The following is a 1,455-nucleotide window of genomic DNA, read 5'->3' on the forward strand; positions in this document are numbered from 1 at the left end:
GTCTCTGATGAAGAAGTTGAATCCATTGTTGCACATCTTAAACTGCAAGGAAAACCTGATTATTTAGCAACCGTCACAGATAACGAAGATGATAACAAAGAGGATGCTTCTGCCGATTCAACGGTTGAAGTTTCTGAGGAAGAAAATTTTGATGAAGAGGGAGAGGAGCTTTATAATCAAGCTGTAAAGATTGTTATGCGTGATAAAAAATGTTCAACATCTTATATTCAGCGCCGACTTTCAATCGGCTATAATAAAGCAGCTTCTCTTGTTGAGAGGATGGAAGAAAACGGCATTGTTGGAGCCGCTAATCATGTGGGAAAACGTGAAATTTTACTCAATACAGGGAAATAAAAAAGCACATTAAAATGTGCGATTTTTAAAATGTTTGACAGACATTATTTAAATAGCGAATGCTTGTTTTATTTTTTAAAGCAGATGTGACCATGTATTTATAATAATATTAAAAAATTGAATGAAGAGTAATAAAACAAAAGTGGTCTTTTGACTGCTGATACCAAAAGGGGAGGTATTTTTAACATTTCTAGATGATCTGGGATGTAAAGAAATTAAACAAATCTTTATATGAGAACAGATGATTTTTGTTCTCTTTTCTGATTGCAGAAAAATTCTTTGGTTAAATAATGCAGTGGTATATTTTTTTGTTTTCTCTTCTATAGCGGTTCTGATGAAAGAAAGGTCTTTTGGGGATTATGGAGAGCATCATAAGAAGAGTATCTAATATGCAAGTTTTGTTGCATTGGGTGTTTTAAAGCACTATGCTAAATTTGTTATTATTTGATATTATTGGTACAAGAAAGGTGTTCTTACGAGAAACTTTATTTGAAAAAGAAATTTTAATTTCTATTTTTATAATGCAATTTATTGATTTATAATAATAATTTATCATTATAAATATTGAATGAAAGTTTCAAATATCGTAAGATTTTTTTATTTCAAATCTGTTTCTGTTGAAACAAATAAAACGATTTTCTTGCGTATCGTAATGAATGTAGGGGTAAAAAGTTAAAAAAAAGAAATAAAAATGCCGCTTATGAACGCCTTCAAATGCCAAGAACTATTGGTGACATTAGGGGTTAAAATTAGTATAATGATGGTCCTAACCAGCTCTTTTATAAGCATAAAAATGTAATGTACAATGCCTTGCTATCTGTTATGCGGGCCTTTACATTCTACCATTTACGGATGCCGTCGTAAAATAAGCTTGGGGAGCTTGGGGGATATCTTTTTAAAACAGGCACATGAATGCGTAAAATAAGTGTATTCTTTTTGAGTACTATTTATGCGAGGGAGATGTTACCATTATTGTAACAAGTTTGTTACAATAATGGGTGAATAAGCAACAGGAGTTGGAGGATTCTTTTTATTCTTGTTTTGTTGATGAAACAGTCAAAATTTTGCTACAGACAATTGATATGAGATATCAAGTTATTT

The 1,455-nt window shown here is 31.3% G+C and carries 1 protein-coding gene; it reads left to right on the forward strand.

All coding sequences use genetic code 11. From position 1 onward, the window contains the following. Positions 1 to 354: DNA translocase FtsK (locus tag ACFIKE_RS10535; RefSeq protein WP_375649841.1), on the forward strand; the 354-nt coding region annotated here is incomplete at its 5' end. Between the last annotated feature and the right edge of the window lie 1,101 nt (positions 355 to 1,455).

The organism is Bartonella sp. MU70NMGDW, assembly GCF_042194085.1.
GTDB classification, from domain to species: domain Bacteria; phylum Pseudomonadota; class Alphaproteobacteria; order Rhizobiales; family Rhizobiaceae; genus Bartonella; species Bartonella grahamii.